This window comes from Nostoc sp., assembly GCF_036916575.1.
GTDB lineage: Bacteria > Cyanobacteriota > Cyanobacteriia > Cyanobacteriales > Nostocaceae > Nostoc.
The window spans coordinates 55,262-69,540 of the sequence record NZ_JBALGC010000082.1; the positions used below are offsets into that span (position 1 = coordinate 55,262).

The 14,279-nt window shown below is 40.8% G+C and carries 12 protein-coding genes and 2 pseudogenes; 12 read left to right on the forward strand and 2 right to left on the reverse strand.

Annotated elements, in window-relative coordinates:
• Positions 1–192 precede the first annotated feature (192 nt).
• The 9 genes and pseudogenes from pstA to V7L29_RS17015 all read left to right on the forward strand — a co-directional run bounded on the left by pstA (position 193) and on the right by V7L29_RS17015 (position 7,610).
• Positions 193–1,074, forward strand: coding sequence for a phosphate ABC transporter permease PstA (gene pstA, locus V7L29_RS16975; RefSeq protein ID WP_334688397.1), 882 nt, complete (start codon positions 193–195; stop codon positions 1,072–1,074).
• A 36-nt stretch (positions 1,075–1,110) separates the two neighbouring features.
• A complete protein-coding gene (gene pstB / locus V7L29_RS16980; RefSeq protein ID WP_334736225.1) occupies positions 1,111–1,890 on the forward strand; it encodes a phosphate ABC transporter ATP-binding protein PstB in 780 nt (259 codons plus the stop codon).
• 336 nt (positions 1,891–2,226) lie between these two features.
• Entirely contained in the window at positions 2,227–3,006 is a 780-nt protein-coding gene (locus tag V7L29_RS16985) for a phosphate ABC transporter ATP-binding protein (protein ID WP_334688399.1), read from the forward strand.
• A 438-nt stretch (positions 3,007–3,444) separates the two neighbouring features.
• Entirely contained in the window at positions 3,445–3,930 is a 486-nt protein-coding gene (locus V7L29_RS16990) for a hypothetical protein (RefSeq protein ID WP_334736226.1), read from the forward strand.
• Positions 3,931–4,321: 391 nt separating this feature from the next.
• Positions 4,322–4,408 (forward strand): annotated as a pseudogene (locus V7L29_RS16995) (cysteine peptidase family C39 domain-containing protein); the annotation flags it as partial.
• Between the two features lie 91 nt (positions 4,409–4,499).
• A complete protein-coding gene (locus tag V7L29_RS17000) occupies positions 4,500–5,204 on the forward strand; it encodes an SDR family oxidoreductase (protein WP_334736228.1) in 705 nt (234 codons plus the stop codon).
• Between the two features lie 106 nt (positions 5,205–5,310).
• Entirely contained in the window at positions 5,311–6,414 is a 1,104-nt protein-coding gene (gene hppD, locus V7L29_RS17005) for a 4-hydroxyphenylpyruvate dioxygenase (protein WP_334736229.1), read from the forward strand.
• Complete coding sequence (locus V7L29_RS17010; RefSeq protein ID WP_334736230.1) at positions 6,411–6,851, forward strand: GNAT family N-acetyltransferase; 441 nt, start codon at positions 6,411–6,413, stop codon at positions 6,849–6,851. Before hppD ends, V7L29_RS17010 begins: the two co-directional genes overlap by 4 nt.
• A gap of 66 nt (positions 6,852–6,917) precedes the next feature.
• Positions 6,918–7,610 carry an HAD family hydrolase gene (locus V7L29_RS17015; protein WP_334736231.1) on the forward strand — a complete coding sequence of 231 codons (693 nt, stop codon included), beginning with the start codon at positions 6,918–6,920 and terminating at the stop codon, positions 7,608–7,610.
• Positions 7,611–8,085: 475 nt separating this feature from the next.
• On the opposite strand, the gene V7L29_RS17020 is transcribed toward V7L29_RS17015, so the two are convergent.
• Positions 8,086–8,712, reverse strand: coding sequence for a CPP1-like family protein (locus V7L29_RS17020; protein ID WP_334688406.1), 627 nt, complete (start codon positions 8,710–8,712; stop codon positions 8,086–8,088).
• Between the two features lie 646 nt (positions 8,713–9,358).
• Here V7L29_RS17020 and V7L29_RS17025 point away from each other — a divergent pair.
• Positions 9,359–10,078 (forward strand): response regulator transcription factor, encoded by a 720-nt coding sequence (locus tag V7L29_RS17025; protein ID WP_334688407.1) that lies wholly within the window; start codon positions 9,359–9,361, stop codon positions 10,076–10,078.
• A gap of 1,164 nt (positions 10,079–11,242) precedes the next feature.
• Here the strand turns inward: V7L29_RS17025 and V7L29_RS17030 are convergent.
• Positions 11,243–11,434 (reverse strand): annotated as a pseudogene (locus tag V7L29_RS17030) (DUF2811 domain-containing protein); the annotation flags it as partial.
• A 473-nt stretch (positions 11,435–11,907) separates the two neighbouring features.
• Here V7L29_RS17030 and V7L29_RS17035 point away from each other — a divergent pair.
• Both V7L29_RS17035 and V7L29_RS17040 read left to right on the forward strand, forming a co-directional pair.
• Positions 11,908–13,191, forward strand: coding sequence for an MDR family MFS transporter (locus V7L29_RS17035; RefSeq protein WP_334736232.1), 1,284 nt, complete (start codon positions 11,908–11,910; stop codon positions 13,189–13,191).
• Between the two features lie 152 nt (positions 13,192–13,343).
• Positions 13,344–14,237: a phosphotransferase family protein gene (locus tag V7L29_RS17040; RefSeq protein ID WP_334736233.1), complete on the forward strand. Its 894-nt coding sequence runs from the start codon at positions 13,344–13,346 to the stop codon at positions 14,235–14,237.
• Positions 14,238–14,279 lie beyond the last annotated feature (42 nt).

The following is a 14,279-nucleotide window of genomic DNA, read 5'->3' on the forward strand; positions in this document are numbered from 1 at the left end:
CCTATTTAAATTTAACATATACATAAATATGCAACAGTCTAAATATCAAATATAGCAAGATTAAAATATCTATTCAATTTTCTTTTTTCTGTTTATATACTTTCTTATTCGTTAAAAAACAATTTTGATAACTCAGATATAATTTTTTATCTCAGTGTAACGAAACGTTTATCAATCAAAAATGTAAAAAATATGAGTGGTTATATTCAGTCAGAAACTGATGAATCTCTGGCTACAGAATTATGCAGTCCTCTGCCAACAGAACGAGTAATATTTACTTATGCAATGAATGCGATCACCTTTGGTTTGACAGGTCTAGCACTCATTCCTTTATTATCAATTTTGTGGGAAATTCTCGTCCGGGGAATATCTGGACTGAAATCAGACATGTTTGTCAAAGCAGTGATTGACAATGGCTTTGGCAATGCCATCTTGGGAACCATAATCATGGTGGTAATTGGTGCTATTTTAAGCATTCCCACAGGGATAATCACAGGAATTTTCTTGGCAGAATTTGGTCAAACTAATCCAATCGCTGGACTTGTTCGTTTTATCAGCAGTATTCTGACAGGCGTGCCTTCAATTGTTGTAGGCGTATTCGCTTATGGTGTGATAGTTTTGGTAACTAAAGGATTTAGTGCGATCGCAGGTGGTTTTGCTTTAGCCGTGATTATGCTACCTGTGATTATACTGACAACAGAAGAATCCTTAAAACTTATTCCCACATCTCAACGCCTCGCCTCTGCTGCTTTAGGCGGAACTCGCTTCCAAACTACTTTTCGCATCGTTGTCACTGCTGCAATCCCCGCAATTACTACAGGCATTTTATTAGCTGTAGCTCGTGCTGCTGGTGAAACAGCACCCTTAATTTTTACTGCCTTATTTAGTCTAGATTGGTCAGAAGGATTGTTAAGTCCAACAGCTTCTTTACCAGTATTGATTTTTAACCTCTACAACGATCCCGACCCCCAAAAAAGCCAATTAGTATGGACTACTTCTATAGTTTTACTCAGCTTAATTTTATGTGTCAGTATTTTTTCTCGCTTAGTTATTAGACAGAAAAGAATCAAGTAAAAATAAATTTTGTTTTGTTTTGTACCTTGGGCAAGTATGAATAACCTAATTCCAGCTATCAAAGTTAAAAATATCAGCTTTTACTATGGCACAACAAAAGCGATTGAAAAGGTGTCAATGGATATTTATCAAAATAAAGTAACCGCAATTATTGGCCCTAGTGGTTGTGGAAAATCTACCTTCATCAAAATTATTAATCGCATTAGCGAATTAGAAGGGCCTGTGAAAGTTGAAGGAGATGTAGAATTTTTTGGTCAAAATATTTATGCTCCTCGTGTCAACATCAATCGGTTACGCCGCCAAATTGGTATGGTGTTCCAAAAACCGAATCCTTTTGGGATCAGCATTTACGAAAATGTTGCCTACGGTATGAGAATAGCAGGCAGGTATTCAAAATTAAAATTAGATGAGATTGTCGAATCTGCACTTCACAGCGCTGCTCTTTGGGATGAAGTGAAAGATAAGCTGGATAAATCAGCTTTAGGGCTTTCTGGTGGTCAACAACAAAGATTATGTATTGCCCGTGCTTTAGCAGTCAAGCCGAAAGTTCTGCTGATGGATGAGCCTTGCTCGGCTCTTGACCCCATTGCTACCATGAAAGTTGAGGAACTGCTCCACAGTTTGCAGTCTGAGTTGACAATTGCGATCGTTACCCACAATATGCAGCAAGCCGCTCGCGTCTCTGATTTTACGGCTTTCTTCAGCACCGATGAAAGTCGGATTGGTCAAATGGTTGAATTTGGCGCTACAGAGCAAATCTTTAATAACCCACTAGACCCCCGCACCCGCGACTACATTTCAGGGCGTTTCGGTTGAGGTATGTCCTAGCTTTTCACTACCCATAAGGGGTATATAATATTAATATTTTTATTTCTACATAGCTATTTTAAGTCGAACCAGCCTAAATCTTTTTTAATAGGAAAAGATGGCATATAGCTTAAAGTGCAAAAGGTAGGTATAAAAAGTCTGTAAAAAATAAATTTTGGCACACAGTCTTAATATAAATACTTCCTAACAGTTTATCTGCTGTAGGACTACTGTATAGCTACGTAATTTCTATGAATATCTCCTTTTGGTAGTAACATAATGAAACAGCGATGCTGATTTGTACTGTTTTACTTAGTCAAGTTTTGTTTTACACGTTTTAGGAATATGAGTAAACTAATTCCAGCCATCAGAGTCAAAAACTTCAGCTTCTATTACGACACTCAAAAGATAGTTGAAGGCGTGTCAATGGATATTTACCAAAACCAAGTCACGGCAATTATTGGTTCTAGTGGTTGTGGCAAGTCTACTTTTCTTAAATCGTTAAATCGCATGAGTGAATTAGAAGCAGAAGTGAGGGTTGAAGGAAGAGTAGAATTTTTCGGACAGAGTATTTATGAGCGTCGTGTCAACATTAATCGCTTACGTCGCCAAGTTAGTATGATTTTTCCTAAGCCAAATCTTTTTCCCATGAGCGTTTACGATAATGTTGCCTATGGGGTGAAATTAGTTGGATGGCATCCGAAAGTAGAATTAGATGGAATTGTTGAATCTGCCATCAAAGCTGCCGAACTTTGGGATGAAGTGAAAAATAATCTGCACAAGTCTGCTTTAGAGCTTTCAGGCGGTCAACAACAAAGATTATGTATTGCCCGTGCTTTAGCAGTCAAACCGAAGGTTCTGTTGATGGATGAACCTTGTTCAGGTCTTGATCCTGTCGGTAGTATGAAAATTGAGCATCTAATCCATAACTTGCGCTCTGAGTTGACAATTGTGATAGTTACCCACAACATGCAGCAAGTTCCTCGCCTATCTGATTTTACGGCTTTCTTTTATAGGAATGAAAATCGCATTACTGAAATGATTGAATTTGGTACTACAAATAAAATCTTTACTAACCCCGTGGATTCTCGTACCCGCAACTACGTTTTCGCCCGCGTCAGTTGAAGTATTTGATTCTAGGTATTTAGAGGACTACCACATAGTGCGAAAGGGAATTAAGAGTTGAATTTAATTTCCACTCACATACAGTTGTTCTTTTGTTGAGCAATAAAAACTTACCTGAACAGTCTTTTTTTATACTATATGCTTCCAGATAAGTATCTGTCATAGACTACCTGAATCACAAAATGAAATGTCCCTGGTGCGAATCTACTTCAGGTATAATTTGCAAAGCGGGAGGATGCGATCGCCATCATATACTCCTGTTTTTGTTTCAATATATAAAGCAATTATTAACTGGTTGGTTGCTGCATAGTAGCATTCTTTATGGATTTAGAAGTTTAGACTAAAACTTAAGTCAATTTACTTTATTTAAGTCCCAGCAATGCTTTGAGATTTCGCTGTATCAAATAGACAACAAATGGAGTGAATTAACTCTACTTCATGTCTAGTAATACATTTGAGCTTTCAGTATTGAAATTAGTCGAAACTCCAGTAACTAACAAGTTGATCTGGAAAAAAACTATTTCCAGAAATTTCAGTCAATTACAATCAACAAGAAAAACCATGTCAAATATCGACAAGATCACTTCTATTTCTAACTATTGTGCTGTTGGTCAAGAACAACTGTTCACCGAATTAACTCTTGAAGAAGCAGCCGTCATTGAAGGTGGTGCTGACTACTCTCTCGGCAATCAATCGGGTATTGACGTCGAGTATGATATTAACGGACAAAAGAAGTCTTTGGCTCCTAACGAAGACGTTACATATTCCTTTTCTCAGTCACCAGTTGTTGTCTACCCTAACAAAATTGGATCTGAGCATAATTCAGTCGGAAGGCTAGTTCAAGGAGAAAATAACTTTGCTCTGAATGGCGATTATTTAATCTTAACTAATAAGATTGGATCTAACCCTATAGAAACAACTTAAGGTATTAGTTTTGTCAATAGTAATTAAGCTGTAAATAAATCATAATGTCGAGTATCTAATTTAGCCTTATATTTTGTTTTTGGGATAAGGATGAACGATGCTTTTAAATATGACTCGTAGGCATAGCTAGCCGTAAGTATAGCTAGCTTAAAATTTGTGTTTCCGACCTCGATTTGTGGTGAAATTTCAAGCACTATTACTTATTGACAAATAGTTAATAACCTTAACTTGTTACCAATGAGCCAACATTGTTGCCGAGGGTGCTTTTGAGTAAAGCGAAAGTAGTTATAGCCAAGCAGTCAAAAGTCTGAAGTGACAAGCTAAACGCTCAATCAAGTCGGGTCAAATGACCCGACTGCATTTTTTCACCTATAAATAATTGCACCTGAAAATAAAATACCAAATAGTTCTTCAACACAGCCAAGAAGACTGCGGTGCAGCGTGCCTAGCCACCATTGCCAAACACTACGCCGCTACTCTTTGAGTAAATACTTTCTCACTGTCTACGTATAACCTTCGCCTGTAATTCAGTATTATGTAAAAAGATATAAATAAATGTAAATAATCAAATGCAGGATAAAGTTGTTGTCGTTATCGGTGCTACTGGTGGCATTGGTTCAGCCTTAATACACAAACTTGCGCCCACCAGTGCACGGTTGGTACTAGCTGCCAGAGATGCGGTTCGTTTAACAACGCTGGTAGCTGATTTACCAGGGCAAGTTTTGACCGTTCCCACAGATATTACTGACCCTCAACAAGTAGATACTTTGATTAAAAAGACCGTCACTGAGTTTGGTCAAATCGATATTTTGGTGAATGCAGCTGGTGCTGGTATACTCAAGCCTTACAACAACCTGGAACCCGCTGATTTAGACAAGATGCTAGATGTCAACTTAAAAGGCAGCTTTTACACAACTCAGGCAGCTGCTGAAGAGATGCAAAAGCGCAAGTCTGGTCACATCTGTAACGTGGTTGGAATTCTGGGCAAGCATTCGATGGGGATGGCAGCGGCTTATTCTGCTTCTAAGTTTGGTGTTGTCGGTTTCAGCAAGTGCATGGCAGAGGAACTCAAGCGTTTTGGTATCAAGTTCACGCTATTCTACTTTGGTGGGGTAGATTCTCCTTTCTGGGATAACGTCAACCTAAAAGTAGACCGGAAAAAAATGCTCAGTCCTCAAACTGCTGCCAATGCGATTTTCTTTGCCCTTTCTGCCGAACCGCAAGCTGTGCCAATGGAAATTAACATTCAACCTGATAGTCATTTGTTTTTTTAGAGTGCCAGTACGTCTACATAATTCTTGCCTGGGAAAGACCTGAAAATTTAGCAAAAAAGGCAAAATTTACAGAGATATAAGCTGTTATGCTGGATTTTCAGTATCTATGAAAATTGATCACGTTCATTTTTATGTAGAAGACGCTAAAGTATGGCGGGATTGGTTTGTATACCATCTTGGTTTTCAAGCAGTAGCCTCGCGCATCAGTTCATTTCACACTTGTACAGAAATGGTGAATAGTGGTGCCGTCAACTTTTTGCTGTCTTCACCACTGTTACCTACAAGTCCAGTAGCTGAGTTTCTGCGTCAATATCCACCTGGTGTAGCAGATGTCGCTTTTGCTGTCGAAGATGTAGAAGGCGCGATCGCACTAGCTCAAAAATACGATGCTACAATCCTACAACCCATCCAGGAACACCAGGTAGGTACGGCATTCCTCAAGTGTGGCAAAATTGCCGCTTGGGGTGGACTGACTCATACGTTGATAGAAAAGCACTGTGGAGAAATGGCAAAAAGCTTTTGGCAGAGGGGAGAGATTTGTGATAATTTCCCCTCTGCTTCCCCCATTTCCCCCTCCTCTTCAATTACCGCCATAGATCACATAGTGTTAAACGTGGCAGTTGGTGAATTGGATCGTGCCGTCGCTTGGTACGAAAATATCCTAGATTTTCAACCCCAGCAGACATTTAAAATTAAAACCGATCGCTCTGCTTTACACAGCCAGGTAATGGTTTCGCGCAACGGTAGCGTCCAATTGCCAATTAATGAACCAGCTTCCAGCAATTCCCAAATTCAGGAGTTTCTCGATGTCAACCGGGGGCCAGGAGTTCAACATATTGCCTTGCGGACGACTAATCTTGTAAGTGCGATCGCTAAATTTCGTGCCAGTGGTTTATCCTTACTCTCAGTTCCCCAAAGCTACTACTCGCAGCTAAAACAACGTCCAGGATTGCCTCTATCACCCCTAGAACTGGAAGCGATCGCTCAACAGGAAATTTTGGTGGACTGGCAAGAATATACTCCTTTAGAGGGAGGAAATATCGCGCCCTTATTACTACAAATTTTCACCCAGCCAATATTTGAACAGCCGACATTTTTCTTTGAGTTTATTGAACGCCGTTACCAAGCTCAAGGTTTTGGCGAAGGTAACTTTCGCGCCTTATTTGAAGCCATTGAAAGCGAACAAATCAAACGCGGTACGCTGCAATGATGCCTGAGTACAAAATATCAATTGAGATTCAGCCAGACTTCAAACAAGTTGATTTTATTGACAAGCAACTTCAACATTTCAATGTAGGCAAGATTGGAAATTACCAATATACGCCACTGTTTCTATTGCTTCATGATTCAGAAAAAAAGGTAGTGGGCGGCTTGGAGGGTTTTATCGGCTTGGGATGGTTCCATATCGGTATTCTCTGGGTTACAGAGGAGTTAAGAGGTTATGGATATGGAAAAGCACTTCTTTTGGAGGCAGAGCAAGAGGCTGTTAATCGTGGCTGCTTAAACGCATATCTTTTTACTTACAGTTTCCAGGCTCCCAAATTTTATCAGCATTTGGGGTATGAAGTTTTTGGAGAGTTAGAAGATTTTCCTCCAGGCCATCGTCGATACTTTCTTAAAAAGAGTTTACAAAAAACCCTTAGCTAGACTTGGTATCCTCAAAAAATAGCCATACATCTGAGATAATTTTAATAAAAATTAACTTTTCCGCCGATGCTAAGACTTATTACTGACTTCGACGGCCCAATTATTGATGTTTCCGAACGGTACTACCGTGTTTATCAATTCTGCTTAGAGAAAACCCGTCGCCTAGACCAAGTAGTGCAAGAACTTCCGAAAGCAGAATTTTGGCAATTAAAGCGATCGCGCATTCCCGAAAAACAAATCGCCTTAAATTCTGGCTTAGACGAAGCCCAAGCCCAAGAATTTGCTCAGTTACGGCGGCAAACAGTGCATACAGAACCTTACTTTCCCTATGACAGCCTTGCACCCGGTGCTGTGGATGCTTTGTTAAAAATTCAACAAGCTGGAATTGATTTGGCAGTTATGACCATGCGCCGATTTCGGGAACTAGATTATGCCTTCAAAAAACACAATTTAGGCAGATTTTTCCCAGAAAATCGTTGTTATTGCCTGACTAACGACTACGTTAAAACTCGCGATATTGAAGATAAGCCTTTGTTAATGGCTAGGGCTTTAGAAGAATTGCCCCCGGCTGCTGATACCTGGATGGTGGGAGATACGGAAGCCGACATCACCGCTGCTAAAAATTATGGTATTAAGATGATCGCTGTGGAATCTGGCATCCGCGATCGCACCCAATTGGAACTTTACCACCCCGACTTAATCGTTAAGGATTTCAGCGCTGCTGTAGATTTAGTCTTAAAACCTAAACACCTTGTCTAGAAAGGCTCTGTAGTTGCAACAGATTGAATTAATCGGCATTCGTTTATTATCTTTTAATATTGGGTAACTTACCTATAGCTTCTCTACGAGACGCTAGCGCGAACGCTTAGAGCGAGTCCGCGTCCCTTGCGCGTCTCGTAGAGAGCGTCTGGGGTCTCCCCAAGTGGAGCAAGTGGTGTGGGTTGGGGGGATCTTCTGGGGCAAAAATCACTAACACAAGGTATTGTCTTATAGCCAAATAATGGACTCAAGCCCTTGCTCACTCTTCATTAGACAACTTTAGCTATTAATCTTAGATTCATTCTGAAGGCGGTTGTTGGCGATGCTGCAAGATACCAGGTAATAACCTAATCAGAATTCAGGTTGCAAATTAAAGCAGGAGTCAGCATACCTATTCTGACTCCTGACTCTCTTATTTGAGAAAAACACACATCAACCATGTCTTCTTTACAGAAACTTGCTTATAGGTAATGATTTAGCGTAGAAAGCTACTAACCAACCACAACAATATAAACGTTACTACTGTAGAGAACTGATTTGTTCCCAGACTGGTAAATGATATTTGTGGTAAAAGCCAGCTAGCAACTAGTCCCCCAGCGATTAAGCCAATTATTAAACTCACGAGGGTGAACAAAACTGCTCGGCCAAATTTGCCTTCTTTGCGATTGAGAAAATAAATACTGGTGCCTACCCCAACCACCAATGCTAACTGCAAAACCTGATCACCTCCCTCTGGATAAAACAGACTAATAGAACTCAAACCAAGAAACCAAGCTCCTGGTAAGAGTATATCCGTAGGTGTTGGCTGATCCAGCATCCGTTGCAGCCATGCAGGTGACTGCTCCCGAGGGGTTTGAGTTTCTTTAGGAGGCGATTGCACTCGCAACTCTGGAAAGCGGATACGCTCAGGGACTTTAATTTTACCTTCCTGGCGCATCCGTAAGCGATCCATTAAAATCGCATCGTAAGCCGCTTCAATTACTTCTAAATGCTTGGCATCGCCACTATGTTGCTCGAATAGGCGATTACGAGCATCCTGAATTTCATCGAAGCTAGCCTCTTCTGATACCCCAAGTTTTTCGTAGGGATTTTGATCGCTCATGGGAGTTTGTTACTTCAGCCTCAGTCAGCGGCAGTCTTTTGTCGAATAAAAAACAGCTTTAGGTTTTTCTTTGATCGAAACTAAAGTCTCGACCTATTTTATGCCCTACCAGGATAGTAGCACGGGTTAGTTTGATTAACTTTGTAATTTCAACTATAGTCACTTTAACATATCTCTATAACTCCGTGTATACCCTCATGTCGTTGCCCAGTTCAGGCTCTAATCTAGAATTTGAACCGAGAGTACCTAAAACACATAGTTTTTATGAAAAAATTAACTTTACTGTTTCAAATTTGGCAATTTACTGTGCCCTAACAGAGTTTTTTTAATTATACTGAATAATCGCTTGTGGTATATATCCGCATATCGATTTAAAATTGAAACGTTTTAAGTTACCACCTAACTGGGATCAAAAAGGTGTCTTGGTGTCAAGAACTGTTGCGGCTAAAGTCAGAGCGCTTATATACTGTGGCTAACAGAAGTTTCGCGTTCTCATCGCCCACAATCCTGATTAAAGTATTTATTTTTAAATAATCAGGATTCTTATACCGTAGCCATGTAGATTCTTAGTTAGCTCCAAAGTGGCAACTGCGTTTTTACGCAACCCTCTTGTTAATCTTACGAATTTTTGTGCAAAGTAATGGTCATGGCTCCTGCCAAGATTCTTGTAGTTGACGACGACCCTGCGGTTCGGAATTTAATCCAACGCTTTTTGATTAAGCAGAACTATCAGGTGGAGGCTGCCGAAGATGGAAAGACAGCCTTAGCTCTATTTGAGCAATTTAACCCTGATTTGGTGATTCTAGATGTGAATTTACCAGATGTAACTGGGTTTAACCTCTGCCAAGAGATGCAAAGTCGTAATGGTGTTTTTGTTCTGATGTTGACTAGCCGTGCTGACGAAGCTGATAAAATTCGCGGCTTTTCTAAAGGTGCTGACGACTATCTCACCAAGCCTTTTGGGCTAGGAGAGCTAGAAGTCAGAGTCGGAGCTATTTTGAGGCGTCAGCGAGTGATAACTACAGCCGAGCAGAAACGCTTGGTATTTGAAAAACTTATGATTGATCCAGTGCGACGGGAGGTGGCACTTAATAACCAACCAGTACTCTTAACTGCTCTAGAATTTGACTTGTTGCATTTTTTAGCCAGTCATCCAGGTCGAGTTTGGCGACGTGCAGAACTAATCCAAGAGGTGTGGGATTATGAATATGTCGGCGACCAGCGGGTTGTAGATGTACATATCGGTCAAATTCGCAAGAAGATTGAAATTGATGCTAGTCAGCCAGCATTAATTCAAACTGTACGTGGCGTAGGGTATAAGTTTGAATCTGCTGCTCACCCCCAGCAATTGGAAGCCAAGTCCTGAGTTTATAGTCTAGAGTTTTTTAACTCTTGACTGTTCACTCTTGGGGAAGTAATTAGTAAATTTCTTTGGCTTTAGTAAAAGACAAATTTAGACAATCATAGGACTTACGTACACTCTACGATTCTTGGCGTCTTTGTGGTTTGATAAATTAAGCACAGTTGGCGATTTTTGCTAAGTCCTAAATTAAAATAGGTAGATATTCCTCAAATACAGACCAAGAAGTTATTTGAGATGCTGATTTATCCGTTTAAGACAGTGGACAGGGGGGAGAGTCCACTGGAAAATATTTCTTTGCTCTGACTGTTTCGACCAATTAACTTTTGACATAGATTCTCCTAAAGGACATTTCCCAGGATTTTGGTTATGTCCAGACTTTCCTATCAATCCAGATAACACGATAGCAGATTGGCTAACAGTTTTTTTTAATTACGTTTCTACTCTACCAGTAAAAGTAATGGGAATAGACGATGCGGAACCCACAACTGTTAATAGTAGTGAGCAGTCACCAGATGTTAATAGTGATGACCAACAAATAGCTATTGAGAATATAACGATTAATCACTAGCCAAGCGGAACATCGCCTACTTATCCAACTCAAAATGTCGTACCATCCGCATTCTTAAGCTAATCGTCATTCATTGTCACTGAGGGGTAGTACGTCACGGCGTAAATAGAGCAACCATTTAAAATCCTTAAAAAGCCTATTCCATAATACTTTTGACTTTTGACTTCCGCCTTGCGGTACTAGAGCCAATTAGCAGCTTTCATCCCCGACTTGAAAAACATTCAATCTTCAAAACCCAAAAAGTTTTGAAGATTGAACTTCGAGGTTTTCAGGCTGCATTCTTATAACAAGTACTAACGATCAGCTAATATACTCAAGCCTTACCTCAATTCTAAATCTTGCACTATTACCAACTAGTTTTAGCAATAGGAGAAACTATTGGAACCTTTTTAAGGATCAGAATTTACTGATCTTTTTTGTTGTAATATTGCCCGCAGATAGTTGATCGCTATTGGGTCAAAATCCCATTGATGGACACGGTTTGCCATGCCCATATTAGCGCATGAGCCAGAATATAACGCCCTTCATACCAGTACCTATGGGGTGTCTAGTAGATTAGCTGTTGCGGGGGAATCGATGCTGGGCATTTCTACTGAGGAGTGATGAAACAAAGTTTCCAGATAGACTCGGGCAGCACGGCGATCGCTATCTCCATTTTGGAGTAAAAACAATGATAACGCTGCCGTGAATACTCTGTTTTCATCCCAATCGGGATGGGTTTCTAAGTAGTTTTTTAAGGATTCGTGGAGTGTTTCGGGAATTTCTGTAAAGATGCTAACCGTTGCTTTCATGAGATTTTCCTCCTATGAGGTCAATCAAGAGGGACAAGTTGCTTGCAGTGAAGCGGCTTAGGGCTACCTCACACTCTCTTTCGCCAGCCCGACAATCGGCGTCCACATCTTGTGGTAATATATTTTACACATTTAATGCCAACGGTTGAACGGACTACAAAAGCAAGCCGCATCATTGTGCGCCAAGAGGGGGTGGGTTTGTCAATGCTGCGAAATGTTAAAAACGATTGTATAAAAAATAAACACGAATGGAATAATCACCTTTAGAGCCTATTTTTTGTTACTTTACTTTACAAAAACTCAGTCCTTCAAGTTCCTTGTCACTGTTAATTAACAATCCCCAGTCAGACGGCAAGAAGCCCATTAGCTCGTTGAGTACCTGTGGAAAACTGTTAAAATCTCTGTGGAAACCCTGTGGAATGAGTCAGGAAAATAGCAGGCAATGATAAGAATTACAAAAATGTCACGAAACTATGACATTTAAGCTCATGAAATTAGCTTCTCAATCTCAGTTATCATCGTGGCTGCCCTCAATACATCCCCAGGTCTGGATTTTCGCAATTGGTAGATTCTTCTCGGAAGTTGGCACCGGCTTTACCCTGTTTTACGCCCCGATCTTTTTTGTCAATCAAGTTGGTTTATCTGCAACTGCCGTTGGCATAGCCTTGGGTAGCGCCTCGATTTCCGGCATTGTAGGGCGGATTGTAGGTGGTTCCTTGGCTGATTCTGGGGAATGGGGACGCCGCCGTACTTTGTTGCTAGCGACGGCGATTTCAGCCAGTGGTTCTCTAGTTTTAGCTGCAACCACTAATTTTACTATTTTGGTAATTGGTAGCTTGATTAGCGGTTTAGGGATAGGTTTCTATTGGCCGGCTGCTGAAGCTGTTGTTGCTGACGCCAGCCAGATTGACAATCGCCGCGAAACTTTTGCGATCGCCCGACTAGCAGATAATCTTGGGTTAGCGATCGGAATTGTGCTAGCAGGGTTTTTAATCGCGATAATTGGAAGTTATCGGTGGCTATTTGTGATTGATGCCATCTCTTTTCTGGTGTTTTTTGGGGTTGTCTATGTGGGAATTAATGAAACCGAACAACAGCAGAAAAAGGAATCTGAAAAGACACAACATTTTGCTTCTTGGAGGACAGTATTAAGTGATCGCCGCTTCCTTGTCTATATAGCAGTTAATATATTCTTCACAATCTATCTTTCTCAAATCCACAGCACTCTGCCGCTTTACTTTAAAAACTTTGTTATCAAAAGTACTACCGAAGGATTTGCTCAAACTACGATTAGCGTTCTATTTGCTTGGCATCTGGTGCTAGCCATCATTTGTCAATTGCCTGTTACCAGTGCCTTAAAACGCTGTTCTTACACACTCGCACTTACTGTGTCTGCTATTTTGTGGGCAATTGGTTTTGGCCTGATTTGGGTAAGCGGTACTGCCCCATCTCATAATCTAGTTTGGGTAGCATTGGCATTAGGAGTACTTGCTGTTGCGATTGTTTCTTATACCCCATCTGCTGCTTCTTTAGTCACTGAGTTAGCCCCTGAAAATCAACGCGGGGTTTATTTCTCCATCAACGCTGTGTGCTGGAGTGTTGGCTATTGTATTGGTCATCCCTTAGGTGGATGGGCATTAGATCAACCGCGAATTATTACTGATAGTTTCTGGCTAGGCTTTTCTTTGAGTGTGGCGATCGTCGTGGTAATTTTACAGTACCTGAATCGAATTTGGGCTGATCAATTACCAAAATAGTGTTATGCTCACATTTAGCAATTTTTTCAGGAGTGAAATCACAGTGGTCCGTTGATACAACAAACAGGCAAATAATTATAAGTCGCTGCGATCGGGCTGAAAGTCCGATAACTTTTTATTTTTAGTTTGTTGTGATTGCATCATAATCTACTGTGAATATTCCTTACTCGTATCTCGAAAGAATTCGTGCTGTATATTCCAATATCTCTGTTGACCATCTTGACTTTAATCAAGATGGAATGGTTAACGATGTGGTAATTGTTAATCATGAGCTTGTATGTCGCTTTGCCAAAGATGACTGGGGAAAACAGGTACTTTCCCATGAAGCTAGGGTGTTGGAAGTGGTGCAAAAGTATGTTGAATTGCGAGTTCCACACTTTGAACACTTGGAAGAAGGCTTTGCTAGCTACAGATTTATTAAAGGTGAACCGCTATCTCGTAACACCTTGTTGAAGCTGAGTGAAGTATCACAAGCGCGTATCATCTCTCAACTAGCCAGATTTCATCAACAATTGCACAGCATCCCAAATGAAGTTTTAGTTAATGCTGGGGTGTCTTCCTCTGGTGCAGAACGTTCTCGTGAAGATTGGTTGCAGTTGTATGAGCAAGTTCAGGAAACTCTCTTTCCTCACCTGTGGCGTCATCAGCAAACTTGGATACACGAACTTTTTGCCCCCGTAATTACAGGTGAACTTGACCTCAACTACACACCCGTACTTATCGACGGCGACAAGCCAGTGTATCACATTCTGTTTGACCCCATCTTAGAGAGCATCAGCGGTCTGATTGATTTTGGCACAGCTGGTTTGGGCGATCCAGCTTGCGATATTGCCGTGCAACTTGGTAATTACGGAGAAAGTATTGTGCGGCGTATGGAAAGCGGCTATCCTATGTTACCGGATGTCATCGACCGGGCACGTTTCTGGGTGGGGACACTTGAACTTCAGTGGGCTTTGGCTGGAGTAAAGTTTAACCATATCCCATTGTCGTTGGCACATATTGGTTTGGCCAGAGAGGTTCAACCTGTAGGTACACGGCTAAATTAACTCGCCATAGCCAATAACAAAGAGCACGTTTATTTAAGTCTG

What these genes read in the sequence shown, in the direction of transcription:
- V7L29_RS17025 (WP_334688407.1), top strand. Translation starts at nt 9,359, where the DNA reads ATGGCTCCTGCCAAGATTCTTGTAGTTGACGACGACCCTGCGGTTCGG.
- pstA (WP_334688397.1), top strand. Translation starts at nt 193, where the DNA reads ATGAGTGGTTATATTCAGTCAGAAACTGATGAATCTCTGGCTACAGAA.
- V7L29_RS17035 (WP_334736232.1), top strand. Translation starts at nt 11,908, where the DNA reads ATGACATTTAAGCTCATGAAATTAGCTTCTCAATCTCAGTTATCATCG.
- V7L29_RS16985 (WP_334688399.1), top strand. Translation starts at nt 2,227, where the DNA reads ATGAGTAAACTAATTCCAGCCATCAGAGTCAAAAACTTCAGCTTCTAT.
- V7L29_RS17010 (WP_334736230.1), top strand. Translation starts at nt 6,411, where the DNA reads ATGATGCCTGAGTACAAAATATCAATTGAGATTCAGCCAGACTTCAAA.
- V7L29_RS16990 (WP_334736226.1), top strand. Translation starts at nt 3,445, where the DNA reads ATGTCTAGTAATACATTTGAGCTTTCAGTATTGAAATTAGTCGAAACT.
- V7L29_RS17020 (WP_334688406.1), bottom strand. Translation starts at nt 8,712, where the DNA reads ATGAGCGATCAAAATCCCTACGAAAAACTTGGGGTATCAGAAGAGGCT.
- V7L29_RS17000 (WP_334736228.1), top strand. Translation starts at nt 4,500, where the DNA reads ATGCAGGATAAAGTTGTTGTCGTTATCGGTGCTACTGGTGGCATTGGT.
- V7L29_RS17015 (WP_334736231.1), top strand. Translation starts at nt 6,918, where the DNA reads ATGCTAAGACTTATTACTGACTTCGACGGCCCAATTATTGATGTTTCC.
- pstB (WP_334736225.1), top strand. Translation starts at nt 1,111, where the DNA reads ATGAATAACCTAATTCCAGCTATCAAAGTTAAAAATATCAGCTTTTAC.
- hppD (WP_334736229.1), top strand. Translation starts at nt 5,311, where the DNA reads ATGAAAATTGATCACGTTCATTTTTATGTAGAAGACGCTAAAGTATGG.